This window comes from Fodinicola feengrottensis, assembly GCF_010993775.1.
Taxonomy (GTDB): domain Bacteria; phylum Actinomycetota; class Actinomycetes; order Mycobacteriales; family HKI-0501; genus Fodinicola; species Fodinicola feengrottensis.
Window position 1 is genome coordinate 11,835 of record NZ_WOTO01000083.1, and the last position, 18,828, is coordinate 30,662.

General features: G+C 65.8%; 28 protein-coding genes and 2 pseudogenes. 12 read left to right on the plus strand and 18 right to left on the minus strand.

Annotated features, from left to right (window positions below):
- Positions 1-122 precede the first annotated feature (122 nt).
- Entirely contained in the window at positions 123-1,013 is an 891-nt protein-coding gene (locus GNX96_RS44540) for a polysaccharide deacetylase family protein (RefSeq protein WP_279583172.1), read from the minus strand.
- Positions 1,010-1,618 carry a DUF2867 domain-containing protein gene (locus GNX96_RS44545; protein WP_452124512.1) on the minus strand — a complete coding sequence of 203 codons (609 nt, stop codon included), beginning with the start codon at positions 1,616-1,618 and terminating at the stop codon, positions 1,010-1,012. The genes GNX96_RS44540 and GNX96_RS44545 overlap by 4 nt, the downstream gene beginning before the upstream one ends.
- A 189-nt stretch (positions 1,619-1,807) precedes the next feature.
- On the opposite strand from GNX96_RS44545, the gene GNX96_RS44550 reads away from it, so the two are divergent.
- The 4 genes and pseudogenes from GNX96_RS44550 (at position 1,808) to GNX96_RS60055 (ending at position 4,498) form a co-directional block, all read left to right on the plus strand.
- On the plus strand, positions 1,808-3,097 hold the full coding sequence (locus tag GNX96_RS44550; RefSeq protein ID WP_163573479.1) for an O-acetylhomoserine aminocarboxypropyltransferase/cysteine synthase family protein: 1,290 nt from the start codon (positions 1,808-1,810) through the stop codon (positions 3,095-3,097).
- A pseudogene (locus tag GNX96_RS44555) lies at positions 3,094-3,596 on the plus strand (CoA-binding protein). The gene GNX96_RS44550 and the pseudogene GNX96_RS44555 overlap by 4 nt, the downstream one beginning before the upstream one ends.
- Before the next feature lie 195 nt (positions 3,597-3,791).
- On the plus strand, positions 3,792-4,313 hold the full coding sequence (locus GNX96_RS44560) for a response regulator (RefSeq protein WP_279583173.1): 522 nt from the start codon (positions 3,792-3,794) through the stop codon (positions 4,311-4,313).
- On the plus strand, positions 4,310-4,498 hold the full coding sequence (locus tag GNX96_RS60055) for a response regulator transcription factor (protein WP_279583174.1): 189 nt from the start codon (positions 4,310-4,312) through the stop codon (positions 4,496-4,498). Before GNX96_RS44560 ends, GNX96_RS60055 begins: the two co-directional genes overlap by 4 nt.
- A 179-nt stretch (positions 4,499-4,677) precedes the next feature.
- Here GNX96_RS60055 and GNX96_RS44565 read toward each other — a convergent pair whose 3' ends face one another.
- From GNX96_RS44565 to GNX96_RS60065, 4 genes and pseudogenes are all read right to left on the minus strand, one after another.
- A complete protein-coding gene (locus GNX96_RS44565; RefSeq protein ID WP_163573480.1) occupies positions 4,678-4,980 on the minus strand; it encodes a hypothetical protein in 303 nt (100 codons plus the stop codon).
- 192 nt (positions 4,981-5,172) lie between these two features.
- A pseudogene (gene folE / locus GNX96_RS44570) lies at positions 5,173-5,767 on the minus strand (GTP cyclohydrolase I).
- 208 nt (positions 5,768-5,975) lie between these two features.
- Positions 5,976-6,299: a helix-turn-helix transcriptional regulator gene (locus tag GNX96_RS60060; RefSeq protein ID WP_279583175.1), complete on the minus strand. Its 324-nt coding sequence runs from the start codon at positions 6,297-6,299 to the stop codon at positions 5,976-5,978.
- Positions 6,250-6,612, minus strand: a complete 363-nt coding sequence (locus GNX96_RS60065; protein WP_279583176.1) for a cupin domain-containing protein — start codon at positions 6,610-6,612, stop codon at positions 6,250-6,252. The genes GNX96_RS60060 and GNX96_RS60065 overlap by 50 nt, the downstream gene beginning before the upstream one ends.
- Positions 6,613-6,815: 203 nt before the next feature.
- On the opposite strand from GNX96_RS60065, the gene GNX96_RS44580 reads away from it, so the two are divergent.
- Together GNX96_RS44580 and GNX96_RS44585 are read left to right on the plus strand one after the other, a co-directional pair.
- Positions 6,816-8,090, plus strand: a complete 1,275-nt coding sequence (locus GNX96_RS44580; protein ID WP_163573481.1) for a cytochrome P450 — start codon at positions 6,816-6,818, stop codon at positions 8,088-8,090.
- A 16-nt stretch (positions 8,091-8,106) separates the two neighbouring features.
- Complete coding sequence (locus GNX96_RS44585) at positions 8,107-8,577, plus strand: YceI family protein (protein WP_163573482.1); 471 nt, start codon at positions 8,107-8,109, stop codon at positions 8,575-8,577.
- A 10-nt stretch (positions 8,578-8,587) separates the two neighbouring features.
- Here the strand turns inward: GNX96_RS44585 and GNX96_RS44590 are convergent, their stop codons facing one another.
- The 6 genes from GNX96_RS44590 to GNX96_RS60070 form a co-directional block, all read right to left on the minus strand.
- On the minus strand, positions 8,588-9,502 hold the full coding sequence (locus tag GNX96_RS44590; protein WP_163573483.1) for a beta propeller repeat protein: 915 nt from the start codon (positions 9,500-9,502) through the stop codon (positions 8,588-8,590).
- On the minus strand, positions 9,492-9,941 hold the full coding sequence (locus GNX96_RS44595) for a hypothetical protein (RefSeq protein ID WP_163573484.1): 450 nt from the start codon (positions 9,939-9,941) through the stop codon (positions 9,492-9,494). Before GNX96_RS44595 ends, GNX96_RS44590 begins: the two co-directional genes overlap by 11 nt.
- 28 nt (positions 9,942-9,969) lie before the next feature.
- On the minus strand, positions 9,970-10,482 hold the full coding sequence (locus GNX96_RS44600) for an RNA polymerase sigma factor (protein WP_163573485.1): 513 nt from the start codon (positions 10,480-10,482) through the stop codon (positions 9,970-9,972).
- A gap of 73 nt (positions 10,483-10,555) precedes the next feature.
- Entirely contained in the window at positions 10,556-11,365 is an 810-nt protein-coding gene (locus tag GNX96_RS44605) for an alpha/beta fold hydrolase (protein ID WP_163573486.1), read from the minus strand.
- 178 nt (positions 11,366-11,543) lie between these two features.
- Complete coding sequence (locus tag GNX96_RS44610) at positions 11,544-12,668, minus strand: MFS transporter (RefSeq protein ID WP_279583185.1); 1,125 nt, start codon at positions 12,666-12,668, stop codon at positions 11,544-11,546.
- Positions 12,669-12,675: 7 nt separating this feature from the next.
- Positions 12,676-12,828 carry a hypothetical protein gene (locus tag GNX96_RS60070; RefSeq protein WP_279583177.1) on the minus strand — a complete coding sequence of 51 codons (153 nt, stop codon included), beginning with the start codon at positions 12,826-12,828 and terminating at the stop codon, positions 12,676-12,678.
- 127 nt (positions 12,829-12,955) lie between these two features.
- Between GNX96_RS60070 and GNX96_RS44615 the strand changes: the two genes are divergently transcribed.
- The gene (locus GNX96_RS44615; RefSeq protein ID WP_163573487.1) at positions 12,956-13,180 is read left to right on the plus strand and encodes a MarR family transcriptional regulator; all 225 of its coding nucleotides are present in this window, start codon (positions 12,956-12,958) and stop codon (positions 13,178-13,180) included.
- Positions 13,171-13,410: a hypothetical protein gene (locus tag GNX96_RS44620; RefSeq protein ID WP_163573488.1), complete on the plus strand. Its 240-nt coding sequence runs from the start codon at positions 13,171-13,173 to the stop codon at positions 13,408-13,410. The genes GNX96_RS44615 and GNX96_RS44620 overlap by 10 nt, the downstream gene beginning before the upstream one ends.
- Before the next feature lie 11 nt (positions 13,411-13,421).
- On the opposite strand, the gene GNX96_RS44625 is transcribed toward GNX96_RS44620, so the two are convergent.
- From GNX96_RS44625 to GNX96_RS44635, 3 genes are read right to left on the minus strand one after another with little or no spacing between them, the layout of a single operon-like run.
- Positions 13,422-14,171, minus strand: coding sequence for a lipoxygenase family protein (locus tag GNX96_RS44625; protein ID WP_163573489.1), 750 nt, complete (start codon positions 14,169-14,171; stop codon positions 13,422-13,424).
- Complete coding sequence (locus GNX96_RS44630; RefSeq protein ID WP_163573490.1) at positions 14,159-14,374, minus strand: lipoxygenase family protein; 216 nt, start codon at positions 14,372-14,374, stop codon at positions 14,159-14,161. The genes GNX96_RS44625 and GNX96_RS44630 overlap by 13 nt, the downstream gene beginning before the upstream one ends.
- A complete protein-coding gene (locus GNX96_RS44635; RefSeq protein ID WP_163573491.1) occupies positions 14,307-15,083 on the minus strand; it encodes a hypothetical protein in 777 nt (258 codons plus the stop codon). Before GNX96_RS44635 ends, GNX96_RS44630 begins: the two co-directional genes overlap by 68 nt.
- Here GNX96_RS44635 and GNX96_RS60075 point away from each other — a divergent pair.
- The 4 genes from GNX96_RS60075 to GNX96_RS60090 all read left to right on the plus strand — a co-directional run bounded on the left by GNX96_RS60075 (position 15,054) and on the right by GNX96_RS60090 (position 16,422).
- Positions 15,054-15,221, plus strand: a complete 168-nt coding sequence (locus tag GNX96_RS60075) for a hypothetical protein (RefSeq protein WP_279583178.1) — start codon at positions 15,054-15,056, stop codon at positions 15,219-15,221. The two genes, GNX96_RS44635 and GNX96_RS60075, sit on opposite strands and share 30 nt — an antisense overlap.
- Before the next feature lie 88 nt (positions 15,222-15,309).
- Entirely contained in the window at positions 15,310-15,555 is a 246-nt protein-coding gene (locus GNX96_RS60080; protein WP_279583179.1) for a hypothetical protein, read from the plus strand.
- Between the two features lie 70 nt (positions 15,556-15,625).
- Positions 15,626-16,195 carry a catalase family protein gene (locus tag GNX96_RS60085; RefSeq protein ID WP_279583180.1) on the plus strand — a complete coding sequence of 190 codons (570 nt, stop codon included), beginning with the start codon at positions 15,626-15,628 and terminating at the stop codon, positions 16,193-16,195.
- A complete protein-coding gene (locus GNX96_RS60090) occupies positions 16,168-16,422 on the plus strand; it encodes a catalase family protein (protein ID WP_279583181.1) in 255 nt (84 codons plus the stop codon). The genes GNX96_RS60085 and GNX96_RS60090 overlap by 28 nt, the downstream gene beginning before the upstream one ends.
- 21 nt (positions 16,423-16,443) lie before the next feature.
- Here the strand turns inward: GNX96_RS60090 and GNX96_RS44645 are convergent, their stop codons facing one another.
- The 3 genes from GNX96_RS44645 to GNX96_RS44655 are packed head-to-tail and all read right to left on the minus strand — an operon-like array spanning position 16,444 to position 18,503.
- A complete protein-coding gene (locus GNX96_RS44645) occupies positions 16,444-17,346 on the minus strand; it encodes an SMP-30/gluconolactonase/LRE family protein (protein ID WP_279583182.1) in 903 nt (300 codons plus the stop codon).
- The gene (locus tag GNX96_RS44650; RefSeq protein WP_279583183.1) at positions 17,294-17,845 is read right to left on the minus strand and encodes a winged helix-turn-helix domain-containing protein; all 552 of its coding nucleotides are present in this window, start codon (positions 17,843-17,845) and stop codon (positions 17,294-17,296) included. The genes GNX96_RS44645 and GNX96_RS44650 overlap by 53 nt, the downstream gene beginning before the upstream one ends.
- A gap of 10 nt (positions 17,846-17,855) precedes the next feature.
- The gene (locus tag GNX96_RS44655) at positions 17,856-18,503 is read right to left on the minus strand and encodes a DUF222 domain-containing protein (RefSeq protein WP_163573494.1); all 648 of its coding nucleotides are present in this window, start codon (positions 18,501-18,503) and stop codon (positions 17,856-17,858) included.
- Positions 18,504-18,828: the final 325 nt, after the last annotated feature.

Consider the following 18,828-nt stretch of genomic DNA (forward strand, 5'->3'; position numbering starts at 1 on the left):
CATGCCGTGTGGACGCTCGTACGCGCTTGCCAGACCGGCTGTGAATGCGCAGCGCAGCCGGCCCGCTACCGGCTTTTGCCCGATCTGGGCCGGTAGCGGGCGATCTGCGAGACGATTTCTGCTCAGAAGGGCAGGGCCTTAAAGGGTGACGACTGTCCAGTGTTTCTTGTGATGATGATGTCGTCGAGGATGAGTTTCAGGCCGGCCACGGTGTGCGCGTGGGTGCCCGGCGAACCGCCGTCGTGGAACAGAATGATGCAGCCCGGCTGCATCGTCCGGTCCACCCAGTTCAGCATGTTCTTCGGGGTCATCAGCGGCTTCTGCCAGTCCGACGACGTGACTTTCCAGCCCAGTGACGCGAGCCCGAGACCGGCCGCGACCTGCACCTCACGGTCCGTGAAATCGCCTTGCGGGGCCCGGAAATACACGGGCCTTACGCCGCCGCTGGCCCGCTGGATCAGCCAGTTGGTGTCGGCGAGGTCCTTGACGATCTGTGGCGCCGGTTTTTTGCCCAGCTCCGGCTTGTGCCACATGGTGTGGTTACAGAGCGTGTTGCCGTCCTTGGCGACCATCTTGGTCAGCTCCGGATGTTGCTTGACACGGAAGCCGATCTCGCAGAAGACCGCGTGCACGTGGTATTCCCGCAGCACCGCGAGGATCTGTGGGGTCCAGGTCGGATCCGGGCCGTCGTCGAACGACAAGGCAACGCTCTGGGTGCCGTTGGTTTCGTAAATATGGTTGTCCGGCTTGAGGTGCCCGTTGACGGTCGGTAGCGCCGAGCCCGATGCGGACGGCGTTGGCTCCGCCGAAGGCGTCGTGGACGGGACGGGCACCGTCACCGCGTTCGGCGTCGGGCTGCCCGCGTCGCATCCCATGGTCAGACCGAGCAGCACCGCTACACCAAAAGCCCCGAAGAGGCGGAAAATTGTCGAAGTTGATCTCACCGTAGTGACCCTACGCCAACCCGCCCGCCGCCCGACGGCTTCGCGTACGACCACCTGGCGTTGGATCATCGCGTTGGCTGAAGCCCGCGGTTCCGCCAGGCTCGCTCCCACTGCCGGGTGATCGCGGGGTAGACGATCAGGTAGCGGAACGGTGCGATGAGAGCCATGTACACCCGTCCGAACAGGCCGTTGGGCTTGACCAGGATCGCCATCCGCAGTTCGTATTCGCCGGCTCCGGTCGGCACCCACCCCAGGTGCATGACGGCATGGCAGGTCTTGTTCGCCAGCTCGCGGACAGACTCGTTGTGGAGCAGGTACACGGGGGTGAACGGGGCGTCGCTGGTGTCGGAGCCGTCGACGGTCTCACGGAGATCGCCTGGCAGGCGGTCATGCAGGGGCTGAACGCGCTTGCCGAGGCTCGTTTTGGGCTTGTCCCAACCGAGGAGGGCACCGAGCTTCGAGCGCACCGCGAACAGGAACCGGACTATGCGGGGCTCTTTGGCGGATCCGCCGGCCGTCCGCGTCGCGGCGAGAATGACGGGAAAGTCGTCCGGTCCGGCGCCGGGGGTGTGGAACGACCACACGTCCTCGGTCCGAAAATCGCCGGTGAACTCGTGGATCCGCCACGGCTGGTCGGAATGGGCCGTACGGGCGATCTTCATGGCCGCTGCCAACCTCTCCTGGGCCGGACGTCGTCCGCCACTTCCGTTACACGCTTGCCTGTACGACGAGGCTAACCCGCTCTGCGGCTTTGCATATCGGGGTACGGGTGAGATGGGATATGCTGTTTGGCCCTGCACGTACGCCGTGCGACAAAGTGGACCTATTCGCCATCCGGCCCGCGCCAGGACAGAATTGGGTGCATGACAGATCGCCAGTGGGGGTTCCGGACCCGGGCTTTGCATGCGGGCGGAACCCCTGACCCCAGCACCGGAGCGCGGGCCGTCCCGATCTACCAGACGACGAGTTTCGTTTTTGAGGACAGTGCCGACGCGGCCAACCTGTTCGCGTTGCAGAAATACGGCAACATCTACAGCCGGATCGGCAACCCGACGGTGGCCGCACTGGAGGAGCGGATCGCCAGTCTGGAAGGCGGCATCGGTGCGGTCGCCACCGCCAGCGGTCAGGCCGCCGAGTTCCTGACTTTCGCCGCGTTGGCCGAGGCCGGCGACCACATCGTGTCGGCCGCCGGGCTTTACGGCGGCACGGTCACCCAGCTGGACGGGACCCTGCGCCGGTTCGGGGTGGACACGACTTTCGTTGCTGGCGACGACATCGACGCGTACGCGGCGGCGGTCACCGATCGTACGAAGCTGATCTACACCGAGGTGATCGGCAATCCGTCCGGTGACATCGCGGATCTTGAAGGACTTTCCGCGCTGGCCAAGGAACACGGCATTCCGCTGGTGGTGGACGCGACCCTCGCCACGCCGTATCTGTGCCGTCCGCTGGAGCACGGCGCGGACATCGTGCTGCATTCGGTGACGAAGTTTCTCGGCGGCCACGGGACAACCCTGGGTGGCGTGGTCACCGAGTCGGGCCGGTTCGACTGGGGGAACGGGAAGTTTCCCCGGATGACGGAGGTGGTGCCGAGTTACGGCGGCCTCAAATACTGGGAGAACTTCGGCGAGTACGCCTTTTGTACGCGACTGCGGGCCGAGCAACTGCGGGACATCGGTCCGGTGCTGGCACCGCATTCGGCTTTCCTGCTGTTGCAGGGAATTGAGACGCTGCCGCAACGGATGGACGCGCACGTACGAAATGCCGCCGCGGTGGCCGGCTGGCTGGCGGCCGATCAGCGAGTCTCGTGGGTGCGCTATGCGGGATTGCCCCAGCATCCACACCACGAGCGGGCCGGTCGCTATTTGCCGGCCGGCCCTGGAGCGGTGTTCTCGTTCGGCATCCGCGGTGGCCGAGCGGCCGGCCAGCGCTTCGTCGAAGCGGTCGAGTTGTGCAGTCACCTGGCCAATGTGGGCGATGTCCGTACGCTTCTCATCCACCCGGCGTCGACCACCCACCAGCAACTTTCCGACGCACAGTTGGAAGCGGCCGGGGTAGGCCCGGACCTGATCCGGCTTTCGGTGGGGTTGGAGGACCTCGATGACATCTTGTGGGACCTCGATCAGGCGTTGGCGGAGGCGGTGAAGCGATGACAGATTCCCTGGATACCGGGCCCTGGATCGGTCCGTCCGCGCGCGAACGCCGGCAGATCCTGGCCCGTACCACCTCGGTCACCGTCGTCGGGGCGTCCGACAATCCGGCCCGGCCGAGCTATTTCGTTGCCACGTATTTGTTGTCGTCAACGCCGTACGAGATTTTCTTTGTGAATCCGCGCCTTGACTCGCTGCTGGGAAAGCCGGTCTACCCGTCGCTGGCGGCGCTGCCGGAGAAACCTGACCTGGTCTCGGTTTTTTTCGCAAGCACGACGACCTGCCGGCGGTGACGGACGAGGTCATCGCGGCCGGCGCTCGTACGCTCTGGTTCCAGTTGGGCCTCTGGCACGAGGCCGCGGCGCGGCACGCCGAGGCCAACGGGCTGACCGTGGTGATGAACAGGTGCGTCAAAATCGAGCATGCCCGGTTCGCCGGCGGCCTGCATCTGGCCGGTTTCAACACGGGTGTGGTGTCGTCCCGGCGCCGCTCGGCCTTGTAACAGCCGGGAAAGATTCCTGAAATTGCTTTCCCTTTCGGGAACCGGTTCGGGAACAGGCCGGTTCCCCGCAGCATGTCCGGGAACTGGTTGCTCGACAGCCACCGCTCGACTTCACTCCGTAGTGTGGTGAAGGAATCGCTGCAAGTCGGAGAACCCGAGATAGCGGCAAGGTTGCCGGGCAGGGCGGTCACGGACATGCCGTCTCGCCCGCCCAGCCTGGCTGTCCTGCCGGTCGGTGATCCGCCGTCCTTACCCGTGGAACTGACCGTGGTGCTCGCGGACGGGCATCCGGTGATCCGCAGCGGCGGCATGCGCGCCCTGCTGTCCGCGGTGAACGGCATCCGGGTGGTGGCCGAGGCCGGCACCGCCGCGGAAACCATCCGGGCAGCCCTCCTGCATCGGCCCGACGTGGTGATTCTGGACCCGGAAATGCCCGAACCGGTCTCCGGCGCTTCCATCCGCGAGCTGGCCCGGGCCGTACCAGGCACCGGAATCCTGGTTTTCACGATGGCCGAAGACGACACGTCCATCCGCATCGCGATGCGCTGCGGCGCCCGCGGCTACATCCTCAAACACGCCGAACGCGATCACATTGTCCGCGCCGTCCGTGGAGTCGCCGCCGGCGAAGCGATTTTCGCCCCCCGCATCGCCGAGCGGCTGCCGGTCCTGCTGGCCCGCGTCCCCCGCAGCCCGCCCACGAAGACCTGCCGAGTTTGACCGTACGGGAAAGGGAAGTCCTGTCGCTGGTAGCCGAAGGTCTACCGAATTCGGCCATCGCGCGGAGGCTGCGGTTGGCGCCCAAGACGATCAGCAACCACTTGTCCGCGATCTTCGGAAAGTTGCAGGTGACGAGCCGCGCTGACGCGATAGCGCGAGCCCACGACGCTGGTCTTACTTCCTGATTTCGGCGACGGGTTTCGGCAACGCCCGCTACTTGCGCCTAGTTTCGTCGAGTGTGGGACTTTGTACCGCTCTGGACGTCGAGTGTGGGTTAAAGTCTCGCACTCGACGTCGGGATCACCCCCGGGCGCGGCCGTCGACGCGACAGTGCCGCGACGCCCGGGAGAACGAGGGAAACGGGTCAGCTGACCTCGCCGGTGTTGCCCAGGAGGCCGCCAGCCAGGTCGCGGATGGCGGCGATCGCGTGCCGGTCGGGGTCGTCGTTCGTACGGCTTTCGGCGAGCCACGTCGCGTAGTCGAAGAGGGCCTTGCGGGCGGCCCGCTGGACCTGCAGTTCCTCAATGCTGAGGGCGTTCAGTCCGCGCAGGTCATGGGCCTGCACGTGGTCGAGGATGGCGAGCGTGGCCTCGGTGTAGCTCACCTCGTGTTCCACCGGTGCGTCGAAGGCGTCTGTGTCGAAGGTGGTCGCGTCGAAGGATGTCATGTGGCGCAGGTACCCAGTCGGTGGCGGCTCCAATCGTGGTTAGTACTACAGGGCTACTCAAGCGGCGATAGCCGAGCCCAAGCGCCGCCTGGCGGCACGGCGAACCGCCCACGTGGCGCTGCCACGCCGGGCGGGCCCCGCCGCACCGCCAGACGACGCTTGGATCTCGGCATGAGTAGCCCGCTAGTAGTACTAGCGATGCAGTCCGGCGAGAGCGAAGAATTCCTGGCGGGAGCTGGGGTCGTCGCGGAGCAAACCGCTCAGGCTGGAGGTGACCGTGCTGGATCCGGTGGCCTGCACTCCGCGCAGGGTCATGCAGCTGTGCTCGGCCTCGATGACGACACCGACGCCCTTGGGGTTCAGGTGTTCGCCCAGCCACTCGGCGATCTGCTTGGTGAGGCGTTCCTGCACTTGCGGGCGGCAGGCGAAGTGTTCCAGTACGCGGGCGAGCTTGGACAGGCCGAGGATGTGGTCGCCGGGCATGTAGCCGATGTGGGCCACGCCGGTGAACGGCAGCAGATGGTGTTCGCAGACTGAGCGGACCGGTAACCCGCGGGCCAGGACCAGCTCGTCGTAGCCCTCGTCGTTGGGGAAGGTGGTCAGGTCGAAGGGGCGCGAGGTGAACAGGTCCGCGTACGCCTGCGCCATCCGCCGTGGGGTGGCGCGCAGGTTGGGGGAGTCGGTGGAGATGCCCGCCCAGCGCTCGCAGGAAGTCCTCGGCGGCGCGCTCGGCGGCGACCAGGTCGACGCCCTGGGACTCGTGCACGACGTGCAAGGACACCGGCATGTGTATCGGTGGCAGGCGATCCTCCGGCGGACGTACGGTCATCGGCGACCACCTGCCGCGCGGAAGTTCTGCGGCACGCACATCATCAACACACCACCCAGTCCAGCGGCCGCCGGCGACCCGGGTGGTCTCCGGCGGCCGCAGGCCACGACGAACCTCCCACTCTTCCCGGCCATGGCCCCTGGTCGCAATGGCCGGCAGCCGCGGATCAGCCCGACTTGCGAAGCTCCGACTGGTATGTGCCCGGGGTGCTTCCCATCGCGGCGGCGAAAGTGGCGATGAAGTCGCTCGGGTTCGCCCAGCCGCAGCGGTGCGCGGTGACGATGACCGGGGTGCCGTCGGCCAGCAGTTCCAACGCGTGCACCAGCCGCAGCTGCGTACGCCACTGCTGCAGCGTCATGCCCAGCTCCCGGCGGCACAGCCGCAGGATTGTCCGCTCGCTGGCGCCCACCCGCTGGCCGAGATCGGCCACCCGGTAGCGCTCACACGGGTGCTTGCCGGAGCAGTTCGCCGATGGCTCGGAGCCGGTCATCTCGGGGTTCCGGCAAATGCAGTGGCGCGTCCGGCAGCCGGCGCAGCTGGTCGACGGTGACCTGCTCCAGCCGCTGTCGCTCCTGCCGGTCGGCCGGCGGCGACTCGACCAGTGCCAGCACCAGGTGCCGCAGCAGCGGGCTGACCGCCACGATCACCGGCGTCTGGTCCGGGCTCGGGCCGGCGAGCTCGGCCGGGAACAGCAGTGTTCGTACGTCCGTGGGCCCGTGCGCCCGGTGCGCGTGTTCGGTGCCGGCCGGGATCCACACCGCCCGTTGCGAGGGGGCGATCCACACGCCCAGCGCAGTGGTCACCGCCAGCACGCGCCGCCGCCGCGTAGATCAGCTGGTGCCGATCGTGGCGGTGCGGCTCGATCCGCTGGCCCGGGCGCAGGCCGAAGGAATTCGGCTGCAGCCAGGCCAGCGGTTGGCGGTTATCCGACATTGCCGACCACACTACTGCTGTGCGCTAGCTCATAACGTGGAACTATCCGGGTTGTCGCCGCGACTTCTCAAGCATGGCGAGCGTACGTGCACGGGTCACCGGTTGGATCGGCCGTAAGTATTTGTCCCGGGCGTTGAAGAAAGGGTTCGACCCGTCGGCGATGTCGTTCCTGCCGGACTCGGCGTTGTTGCCGCTGCGGCGGGACGGTCTGGATCCGGTGGCGGGCCTGCGTACGTTGCGTGAGCAGCAGCCGATCAGCAAGCTGCCGATCCCGTTCGGGATGACGGTGTGGCTGGTCACCGGCTATGCCGAGGCGAAAGCGGCGCTGTCCGACGCGGACGCTTTCAGCAACGATTTCGTCAACCTGGTGGGCAATGTCGGGGTCACAGCTGAGCAGAACCCGGGCGGCCTGGGTTTCACCGACCCACCTGCGCACACCCGCCTACGCCGGCTGCTCACCCCGGAGTTCACCATGCGCCGGCTCAGCCGGTTGGCGCCGCTCATCCAGTCCATTGTGGACGATCAGCTGGACATCATCGAAAAGACGCCCGGTCCGGTCGACCTGGTGCAGACTTTCGCGCTGCCGATCCCATCGCTGGCGATCTGCGAGCTGCTGGGTGTCCCGTACGAGGACCGCGCCGACTTTCAGCGCCTCGGCGCGGCCCGCTTCGACCTGTTCGCCGGTGCCGGTGCCTCACTGGGCGCGATCAACGAGTCGCTCGCTTACCTGCTCGATATTGTGAAGGGACAGCGCGAAAAGCCGGGTGACGGCCTGCTGGGCATGTTGGTCAAGGAGCACGGCGATCAGGTGTCCGACCGGGAGCTCGCCGAACTCGCCGACGGGTTGCTGACCGGCGGTTTCGAGACCACCGCGAGCATGTTGGCGTTGGGCGCGCTGGTACTGCTGCGTGACCCCGAATCTTTCGCGCTGTTGTCCGAAAACGACGAAGCGGTGAACCCGTTCGTCGAGGAGCTGCTGCGCTATCTGACCGTCGTGCAGGTGGCTTTTCCGCGGTTAGCGAAGAAAGACCTGGCGATCGCCGGTACGAAGATCGCCAGCGGCGATATCGTGCTGGTGTCGTTGAGTGGCGCCAATCGGGACGCTTCGCTGGGAGCGGCGATGGATTCCTTCGATCGATCCCGTCCGGCTACCTCGCATTTGGCCTTCGGGCACGGCATTCACCGATGCATCGGGGCCGAGCTGGCCCGGATGGAGTTGCGCACGGCGTACCCGTCACTGGTCCGCCGCTTCCCGAAGCTGCGGCTCGCCGACGGCCCGGATGATCTCGCTTTCCGGCAGCTCTCCATCGTTTACGGCGTGGAAGCCCTTCCGGTGCGGGTCGACTAACCCGTACGTTGGCTCCATGGCGGACATCCAGCTGGGCCCGGCTCATGGCCGGCTGTTGCTGCGCACTCGCCGCGAAGGCCTGGCCGCCGGCCTCGGCCACGACCTGACGATCGAGCTGACCCGCTGGTCCGCGACGGTACGAGGCGAGACCGCGGTGACGGCGACCATCGAGCTGGATTCGCTGCAAGTGCGCGAGGGCAGCGGTGGTGCGTTGCCGTTGACCGACACTGACCGCCGCGATATTGGCCGCAACGCTCGCAAAGTGCTCCGGGTCGACTCGTACGGCACCGCCACCTATCGCTCGACCCACGTTCGTACGACCGCGAATGGTTATCAGGTGGACGGCAGCCTGACCCTGGCCGGCGCCACCCGGTCCGTCCAGCTCACCGTGACCACCCTCGAAGCGAATCATTATCGAGTTATCGCGGAAATCACTCAATCCGACTTCGGCATCAAGCCGTATGCGGCGTTTTTTTTGGTGCTCTGAAACTGCGTGATCAGGTGGCCGTAGAGATTGATCTCGAGGCCACCTGACCACTGTGGACAGTTGTTAGTCCTTGGTTGCGCAGGTCTGGCCGCTGGCGTTGGGGGTCGAGTCGAGCAGGTGGGGGGGGCACCGAGCCAGGTTCGGCGGGAAAGACGATGGTGTCGAACGTCTTCCCGTCGACCGTTGTGTGTACGCGATTTTGGCTGGCGATGAGGACGACGACTCCGTTTTCGGCTGTTGCCAGGCCGTGCACCGGCGGTGCGGTGACTTCGGTGAAATTCAGCCCGTCATCGGTGCTGATCATCAGTTGGTGGCTGACGTTTCGGTCCGAGCCGACCGTATGCACGCCCAACACCGAGCCGTTTGTCAGGGCAGCGAGGCTGTTCAGGCCGATCGGACTGGAGATCTTGGTCCAGGTGGCGCCGCCATTGGTCGTACGGTAAAAGATCCGCCGCCGTGCTGGAAACGGATGTTCCAGCGAGGGCGTAACCGGTTCGCCCGTCCGCGCTGGTGACCGTGAATTTCGCCAGGTTTGCCGGGTCGGCGGCTTTCGGGGGTGCGAAGGTCGACCAGGTGTGGCCTCGGTCGTGGCTGACCTCTCGACGCCCTGTTTTCCTTGGTACGCCGAGATGCCGGCCCAGAACGATCCGTCCGAGGCTTCGATGACCGAGCCGGCGTCGGTCGCCGTCATCGTCGGCGCGGTGGAGAGCGGGTGGAAGTCGCCGTTGGTCGGATCCACCGCGTACATCCGGGCCGGTGCGGTCGAGCCTTCTTCGGACTGGGTGCCCACTTGGCCGAGGTAGATCCTCCAACCGCTGGGCACCGCGGCGATCGGAGCCGCCAGTTTGTCGGCGAGCGTGGTCCAGGTTTTGCCGCGATCCCGGGTCAGCAGGTTGCCGAACCGGACCGTTTGGTCATTGAGCACCAGAAAGTTGCCGATGGCAGTACCGGTATGGGGGGGGAATCGTGACGTACGGCGAGGGCATCAGCCACCGCCGCCAGGTGTGACCGGCATCGGTGGTCACCGCGAGCGCCCGGCTGTTTCCCTCCGCGTTGCAGGTCTGCGCGAACGCGACTTTCGCGGTGACGACTTCGGGGGCCTCCAGGCAGGTCTGCGTGGAGACCGTCGCGGACAACGAACCGGCGACTGGAGCGATGGTCGGCGAGGCGGGGGTGGCGAGCAGGTTCGGTACGGCGGTCGCCGTACCGGCGCCGAGCAGGGCGACCACCGCGAAGCCGGCGACGGTTGCCGCTGTGTGAGACCGGCGGCGCTGTCGGGCCGTCCGGAAAATCCGGCTCATGTCAGGGGAATGGGTGCGATCGCGCACGCCGTCCCGCAGGTCGTCAAAGACGTCAAGGTCCATTTTTGGCTCCAGAAAAGGAAAACGCGGCTCAGGGCGTGGACGGTACGACGGTTGGGTCGGCACCCAGGCGGCGCCGCAGCGTCTCGCGAGCCCGATGTAGCCGGGTTTTGACCGTACTGACGCTCACCCCGAGGGTCCGCGCGATCTCGTCCACCGGCAGGTCCGCGATGTAGTGCAGGGCCACGGCTCGCTGGTAGCGCGGTGGCAGGTCGCGGATCGCCGTGTAGATCAGGATCCGGTCCGGCGACATCTCCGGTACGTCCGGTGACTCGGACCTGCGCAGCAGTTGCCCCAGTCGGACGTGCCGTCGCCAGCGGCTGCGCGCGATGTTCGCGGCGACGACCCGTAGCCAGCCTTCCGGATTGTCCGCCGCCAGCAGTTTGCGGCTGTGGATCACCGCCCGTACGAACGCTTCCTGCACGACGTCCTCGGCTTCGACCATGTCCCCCGTCAACGCGAACATGCTCAGCACCAGCCGCTGGTGGGTGGCGCGGAACAACTCCTCGAGTCGTTCCTGCGCCGTCAGCTGCTCGTCGGTCACTCCGGAACTCCTTGGGTGAGCGTTTGCGTGGTCACTGATAAATGACCGCCGGCCCCGGGAGTTGGTGACAAAATCAGTGCTGCGTCTCCCGGAGGAAATCCAGCAGAGCAAGTCGGAATGCCTCGCGCTGTTCGAGGCTGATGTTATGTCCGGCGCCCGGAATGAGCATTTTGCGAGCCGCGGCCGCCTCCTTGACGACGAGGTCGACGACCTCGTGGATGTCGGACGAGTCAAGGTCACCGACCATCGCCAGGATCGGCATCCGCAGCTCGGCCACCCGATGGATGGCGTCCAGCTCGCGGGCCAGCCCCTGGCTGGCCGGGTTGTGTCGGCTGACGGTTTCCATCGCCATCGCCAGGCACCTTTTGCGTACGGCCGGCGACACCTGCTCAGGCGTACGAAGCGGCCCATCCACCCACATCCGCAGGAAAATCTCGACCCCGGCCGCCGTGTCGGTGACCGTCATCAGCTGGCTCATCAGGTCGATGATCACCGGATCGCGGGTCTGCATGCCGTCAATCCCAGGTGCCACCAGCACCAACGCCTCAGTGCGCCGCGGATAGGTCAACCCGAAGTTGATCGCTGCCCGCGCACCGCCGGAAAGCCCGACCAGCGTGGCGCGCTCGATGTCCAGCACGTCCAGGAGGTCACGCACATCTTCGTGGTACGCGAATGCTTCCGTTGGGGTGGAGGACTTTCCGTGCGCACGGGCGTCCACTCGTACGACCCGATGGGTGTCGGCGAGCATCTCGTACTGCTCATCCCACATTTGTGACGTCAGCAATCCGCCATGTAACAGGATCACCGGCCGGCCGCTGCCAGCGACCTCGTAATAAAGCTCGCCGTTGTCGATTTTCGCTCTACCGCTAACGGAATGGGTCACTATGTCAACGCTAGCAGGTGCCCGTTTCCCCAACGCGCAGTTTTTTCTCGTCACCAGGACCCTCGGTGGTCAGGGACCAGGCGTACCAACGGCAAGACGCAGATCAGAATCGCGGCGAACACCACGAAAATGTAGGCCTGCGTCATGCCGGGCGTGGCGCTTCGCGCCAAAATGGCCGTCACCACGGAAACCGCGATAATCGATCCCGACTGCCGGAACATTCCGCGTAGGCCGGCGATTGCCGCCACCTGGTCAGGAGCCAACTGCAGGCTCGCGTTGTTGGTGGCTGGTACGGACAATCCCATCCGATTCCGGTGACACCGGCCGCGACAGCGAGCCACAGGTACGGTGACACGCCCAGCGGGGGAAGGAACATCATGATGAGCCCGCCGGTGACAATGAGGAAGCCGACCACGATGGGGAGGCGGCAGCCGGTACGGCGCAGGGTCAGGACCGCGAGCCCGGCGACGCAGATCATGCCGATGGCTCGGGCGGTGAGCAGGGTGCCGGACGCGAGTTGGCTGATGCCGTAGCGCTGCTCGGCGTAAAGCGGTACGAGGGTGCCGAAGCCGAGGGCGGCGCTGCCGAAGAGCAGGTTGATGAGGTTCATGACCCCGAAGCCGGGGCCGCGCAGCAGCCGGATCGGAATGAAGGGCGCCTTGTCGTGTTTGGTGTGCCGGATGAACAGCCAGCCCATCAGGACCGCGAAGGCTTCGGCGCCGAGGAAGACCGGGTCGAAGGGGGAGGTGGTGGTGCCCAGCGAGCTGATGCCGAACATGCCGGACAGGATCAGCAGCGCGAGCCGCGCGACCCCGCGCAGGTCCAGTTTGCCGGCGCCGACCGGGCGACGGGCCGGGATGAAGCGCAGGCCCAGCAGGATGAGTGCGACCCCGATCGGGACGTTGACCAGGAAGATGCCGCGCCAGCTGCCGTACGTGACGAAGAGGCCGCCGATGATCGGCCCGACGATGCCGCCGATCGGGAAGATGCTGGTGAACATGCCCAGCGCGCGGTCGCGCTGGCGGCCGAACTGGTCCGAGACGATGCCGGTGGCGGACGGCATGAAGGCGCCGCCGCCCAGCGCCTGCAGGGCGCGGAAGAAGACCAGCAGGTAGATGTTGTCGACCAGGCCGCAGCACAGCGAGCTGACGGTGAACACGGCCGCCGAGATCAGGAAGACCTTTTTGCGGCCGTACAAGTCGCTGATCTTGCCGGCCAGCGGCATCGCGACGATCTGGCCGAGGGAGTAGATGGTGATCGTCCAGCCGGTCCAGTTGATCGGCGAGCCCAGGTCGTGCTGCAGGTGGTGGTCAGCGCGGTGGCCACGATCGTCTGGTCCATGGAGGCCATGAACAGCGCGCGATCGAGACGATCGCGAAGACCAGCATCCGGCGCGGCGACGGCTCGCCGGCGTCCGGTCCGACCGGCTCCGCCGCTGGCCGCGAGACTACCTGCTCAACCACCGTATGCTGGTTTCTTTCCGGCCGTCCCGAGGAGCGACCGACGAGGTCCGTAGGTCCCAGTCTCTCCAGTGGCTTCACGATCACCGACATTACATTGCTTGCCGGCAGGCAACTAAGAGGATATGACGTGGTAGACAGCGACACAGTGATCCGCATGCGCGGAGTGATCGGCAAACTCGCCCGGCAGCTGAACACGTCGGCGACCGGTGAGGGCCTCACGCCCACCCAGGCCTCGGTGCTCGGGCTGATCTCCGGCCGCGGCCCGCTCGGGCTCGCCGAGCTGGCCGAGCTGGAGGGGGTGAACCCGACGATGTTGTCGCGGGTGGTGGGCAAGCTCACCGAGTGGAGCTGATCCACCGGATCCCCGACCCGGCGGACGCTCGCGCGGCCCGCGTCGAGGTCACCCCGACCGGCAAGAAGACGCACGACCGGATCAAGGCCCGGCGGGCCGCGGTGGTCTCCGAGTGCCTGGATCGGCTGCCCGTACAAACGACGCGGACCCTGCTGGAGGCGCTGCCCGCGCTGGAGGCGCTGGCCGAGCAGTTGCGTACGGCGGAGGCCGCCGCGTCCTCCAGGAGCTGACCCTGGGGAGGTCAGATGTTGGTGCTGTTGGGGATCAGGGACGGCTGGAGGTAGTGGTACGCGGTGGCGCGGCGCTTGTTGCGGGCGAGGATTTCCTGCTCGGCGACGGCCAACTCGGTGCGGAAGCGGGCGTGCGCGGCGGTGACCGGGGTGCTGTGGAAGTCGGACTCGTAGTCGCCCAGGACGGTGTGGTGCACCGAGCCGAGGAAGTTCATCACGCAGAACTGCTGGACGGCCACATCCAGCGGCGGCAGGTTCGCCAGCCAGTCGGCCTCGGTGTGGTCCGTGCCGACCGGTTCCTCGGTGAAACCGGCGAGCGGGTTGGCCGGCAGATACGCCATGTGGTCCTTCTGCGCGAAATTCACCGCCGCGTGTTGCGGGCCGGCTGTCCAGATCACCATGGTGAGGATCTCGGTCAGGTCCACCCGGTCGCCGATCTGGCCAGGCGTGGCACCGAAATCCCGGATCTGACCACCCTGTTCCGAGGACACCTCGGCAGCCCAGCCCTGCAGCTCGCGGTCGCCGAGCACCTCGGCGTCCGAGCGGTAGTAGCCGGTCACGAAGTCGTCCACCCAGCGCGCGATCGCGTTCCAGACCAGCATGCCGTCGTCGCGGTACGGGAAATGCGGCAGCCGGACGCCGTCGGTGCCGGCGGCGGCGAGCTTGGCGGGCAGGTAGTTGTCGCGGAACGACCGGTTCAGGCGGTGTTTGGCCAGCCAGGGGTACGTGCTTTTCAGATCTGAGCCGATCAGGTATTCCACTGCGCGCGGCCCGGCTGGATCAGCAGCTCCACGGCCAGCTTGTTGATCGACATGGTGCCCTCGAAATGCCTCCGAAGCAGCACCGCGACGGGGTGGTTGGCGGCCAGGTTGCGGACCGCGGCGACCAGCACCGCCTCACTCATCAAATGCGTGAAGCCCAGGTGGGTGAGGACTTCGTGGTACGTGTTGTGAGCGGCCAGCACACAGTTTTTGGCCAGCTTCCAGGAATAGCCGTCGGCGGGGGGTGTAGATGCGGCGGCCGGCCGGGTCCTGTCCACATTGGATCGCGAAAGGCCGCAGCGGCCCGCCGCCGCGCGGCACGCAGAAAGCGACCATCGGGGCGTACATGTATTTCGGGGACTGCGGGTGGCTGCCGTTGTCCAAAGTGGACATCTCGACGTAGTCCACCCAGTAGACCCGGCCGGCGGCCAGCGCGGCGGCCAGGTTGTCGCCGGCCAGTTCCGGCACGGCGGTCACGTGCTCGGTGCTGAGCGGGAACTTGCCGGGCACCTCGGCGAGCCGGCGCAGCCTGGTCGGATCCGGGCCAGCCACCATCATCTCGGCGAAATACTCGTCGGTGTCCGCGTTGACGACCGCCGCCGGCGGTGACACCAGCGCGAAGACCTCCTGGAATGCCTTGATCGTCTGATCATGGTGGTCGCCGGTCACGCCGCCGGGCAGCGGCATGAAATATTCGACGATCCCGCCCATGTCACCTTCGCGAACCATGGTCGCGAGCTTGTGCGGAGCGAGCGGCGGCAGGTCGTTGACGAAATTCCATTTGCCCTGTTGCTTCAGCCGCAGAAGGTTCAGCCGCATTTCCTCCTGCACCCCGAGCGCCTTCAGCCGCCAGGGCAGCACCGGCTGGTCCGCGTCGGCGAAGTGGGCCGAGACCGGGAAACCGAAATCCATGTCGTACGCGTACGCGCTGCGGACGGCGGCGAGCTGGTCGGCTCGTTCCGCGCGCGGATCGTGCTGCGAGAGCAGATAATCGGCAACGGTCTTCTCCTTGCCGGATATGTGAATGCGTCGCTCGTCGTCAGGAGGTGAAATTCTTTTCCGATCAAACTTCGCTGAGGAAGGCTGCTTCGTTCTACAGTAACAGCGTCATCCCTCCATAAGACAGGAGCAGGTCAGCATGGCGTTCGTCAAATTCGAGGATTACGTCCCGGTGGTACGCCCGGACTTCCAGTCCGAGCTCGACACGATTCTCGCGGCGGTGGTGCAACGGACCACGGCGTCCGCCGAGACCGAATCGCCTGGCCACGCCATTCGGGCCGCGCACGCGAAGAGCTACGGCCTCGCGCGCGCCACGGTGACCGTGCACGCGGACCTGCCGCCCCGCGTACGCCCAGGGCATTTATGCGACTCCTGGCACATATGAGGCCGCCGTTCGCTATTCCAACGGCCTCGGGCACATTCGGCCGGACGGCTATCTGGGCGCGGCCTGCGGAATGGGCATCAAAATCATCGGCATTCCCGGACCGTCCCTTCTGGACGACGAGTCCGACGCGACAACATTCGACTACAACCTGATTAACAACGCCACATTCTTCTGCAACACCGTGCACGACTACGTGACGATTGAACCACTGTTCGCGGCGCTGCCGGACGCACTGGTGAACGAGACCAGTCGGCGTCAGTGGCTGCATGACTTCCTAACCGACGCTGGCACGCTGCCGCCGGAGAAATGGCTGTGGGACGAGCTGCTGTCGATGCTGTCCTTCACCTCGATCGGTCGGCAGAACCTGCTCACGTACACATACTGGAGCATGGCCGCCGTACGCCACGGCGACTACATCGCCAAAATACGCACCCAGCCGACGCCGTCCTCATTGGACGGTGTCACCCACGGTGCCGTCGAGGTCACCGCCGACGGCGAGGCGTACCGCAACACTTTGGTTGCGGAAATGGGTGAGCGGGACCACCAGTTCGCGGTGCAGGTGCAGCTGTGCGCTGACCTGAACCTGATGCCGGTGGAGAACACGTCCCGGCAGTGGCGGAGGCCGCCTCGCCGTTCGTGACGGTCGCCACCATCGACATTCCGCGGCAGGACATCTCGTCGGCCGACAACCTCGCCGTCGCGGACAGCACCTCGATCACGCCGTGGCGGGTACGGGAAGAACACCGCCCGCTCGGCGAGATCATGGAGGTGCGCCGCGAGGTCTACCGGAAGTCCTCGATCCTGCGGCACGAAATCAACAAACAGGCCCGCCGCGAGCCGGCGAGCTTGGCGGACCTGTTCGGCTGATCTCGCACGACCGGCGCTCCGCTAACGCGAGTCGACCGCGAGCGGGGCGCCGGTGATGGACATCAGGACGGAATAGAGCGAGCCACTGGCGGCGATGAACATGCGGTTGCGTTTAGGCCCGCCGAAGGAGATGTTCGCGACCACCTCCGGCACGGTGACCTTGCCGAGCAGGGTCCCGTCCGGGTGGTAGCAGTGCACACCGTCGCCCATCGCCGCCGCCCACAGCCGGCCATCGTCGTCCAGCCGGATGTTGTCGAAATTGCCCGCTGAGGGAGCCGCGAAGATCCGGTCGCTGATCACCCGCCCGTCGTCGGCCAGGTCAAACACGCGAATGTGGTTGGCGCCGCTGTCGGACACGTAGAGCTGGCTTTCGTCCGGCGTGAAGACCAGGCCGTTCGGGTTGGTGAAATCGCTGGCCGCCACCCGCACCGACCCATCCGGGTCCACCCGATAGACGTTGCGCTCACCAATCTCGCTCTCGCCGCGATGACCTTCATAGTCGCTCTGAATCCCGTAAACCGGGTCCGAGAACCAGATCGATCCGTCGGACTTGACAGCGCAGTCATTGGGGCTGTTGAAGCGCTTTCCGTCGTACCGATCGGCGATCACCGTGATCGAGCCAGCCAGCTCGGTACGGGTCACCCGCCGGTTTCCCTGCTCACAGCTGACCAGCCGGCCTTGGAAGTCGAGGGTGTTCCCGTTGACATATCCGGCCGGTTCGCGAAAGACGCCGACCTGACCGGTCGTCGTCTCGTCCCATCGCAACAGCCGGTCGTTCGGAATGTCACTCCAGATGAGATAGCGCCCTGCTGGTACGTAGATCGGCCCTTCGGCCCACCGACTGCCCTGATACAACGTCTCCAGCGATCGGTCACCGTTGCGGCAGGGCGCGAACCGCTCGTCCATCGTCTCGTAAATGGTCACTCCCACCATCCTGCCAGGTCCAGCCGCCGGCGGTGAGGCTGCCGGTGAAAGTGCTGAACTTCAACGACCCGCCAGCGGTGATCGCGGAGATCATGCCGATCGACTCGCGGTTGCCAGTCTTAGACAACACTGAGGTCTGGCCGATCGGAGCCCACACGGTGCCACTGTGAAAATCAGACCTGATCGACGCCTCGTCACCGAAGTGCACCACCGCACCGACCTTCTTCGCGGCCGCGACAATAGCCGGATATTCCTCATCCTTCCACCGCGCAACAGCTTCCGGATTCTGCTCGTAGGCTCGCCGCAATGGTCGCTGCGGAGACAGACCCATCTTCCGCAGCAACCGCCCGACCGTCGTGGTCGCCAACTGGACACCGAACTCACGCTCGATCAAATCCGCGACCATATCCCTGGTCCACAACGCGAACTCGAAATGCAGCTGACGCGGATCATGACCCGTGATCAAACCGCACGATCTCGCTATTGCCTTGGGCGGCAACTTCCTAGCGTTAGAACGGTGGTGGTGGGTATTCGTCGTTGGGGGTGACGTCGTACGTACGACCGGTGGGGCTGGTCCACAGGAAACGTCCGGGCGTCGGTTGGGTGACGGTCCAGCCGTGTTCTTTGATGTCGTTGTGGAATTTGCATGCTGGTCCGGTGCTGTCGTACGCGGTTTTGCCTTCCGGGTCACGGAAGGGGGTGGTGTGGTCGAATTCGCAGGTCGCCGCCGGCCGGTTGCAGGCGGGTCCGCAGCATCGTTGGTCTCGGGCGTTGACCAGGTCGCGTAGCGCTTTGGTGGGGCGGTAGCGTGTACGGCCGTGGTCGATCACCACTCCGCTGACGGGGTCGGTGAGGATTCGGTACCATTCGCTGTTTTCGTCGCCGGCGAGTTCGCGGGCGCGTTGCGCGGTCATCGGCCCGTATCCACTCAGGATCGCGGGGTTGTTGTCCAGGCCCATCAGGGTGGTGGCGTCGACGCGGAGTTCGATTTTGGTGCGTACGTTGCTGGGCACGCCCAGGCACAGATCGGTCAACGCATCCGCTCGCAAAGCGTCCATCGTCCGAGTCTCGTCTTTGGTTTTGAGGCTGCGAGCGATGGTGTCGATGATGCGGTAGATCGCTTCCGCTGATTCGGCGGGCAGGAAAAGCAGCGCCATCCCGTCTTCGCAGCTGCGCCAGTTTCTTGCCGTCTTCGCAGGGCTGGGCGATTTTGATGACCTCCCCACCATTTGGAGAATCCTCGGTGATCATTTTCGTCGACTCTGAAGGGGATTGGCTGGCTCGTGTCGCCGGGGAATGGGCTCGACGCGACCAGGCTGTTTTTCGGTTGATGCCGAATAGCCCCATCGCTTGGGCTCGACTTCCCGAAGTGCTCATGTCTTTATCCAACGAGACCATAGCGCGCGCGTTCCTCGGTGATCATTTTCGTCGACTCTGAAGGGGATTGGCTGGCTCGTGTCGCCGGGGAATGGGCTCGACGCG